Source organism: Pseudomonas sp. 2995-3 (assembly GCF_002742565.1).
Lineage (GTDB): Bacteria > Pseudomonadota > Gammaproteobacteria > Pseudomonadales > Pseudomonadaceae > Aquipseudomonas > Aquipseudomonas edaphica.
The window spans coordinates 1-266 of record NZ_LJSB01000424.1 but is presented as its reverse complement, the minus strand read 5'-3'; the positions used below and the strand labels follow the sequence as shown (position 1 = coordinate 266).

The window sequence follows — 266 nt, the reverse complement described above, 5'->3', positions numbered from 1 at the left end:
GCTTAGAACTCACATCATCCCCAAATATGCCTCTAAACTGCTTATTATTTTCTTTCATTAATTTTACTAGAGTATCACTTTGACCAATCACTAGTTCAAACGCCCCATGTATAGCGTCCTGTCTGTCTGATATCGAAGAAATATAGTTCTTCCAATCTCCTACAGACTCGTCGAACTGATTTAAAGTTTGTAATTGAGACTCAGACATTTCACTAATTTTATTATAAGTCTCCTGGAATGCACTTGCCATTCTCTCATTCCGTTTG

Annotated in this window: 1 protein-coding gene; it reads right to left on the bottom strand. The window is 36.5% G+C overall.

What is annotated here, in order from left to right; translation table 11 throughout:
- On the bottom strand, nucleotides 1–250 hold a 250-nt coding region (locus tag AOA62_RS32360; protein ID WP_218244249.1), incomplete at its 3' end, for a hypothetical protein.
- Nucleotides 251–266 lie beyond the last annotated feature (16 nt).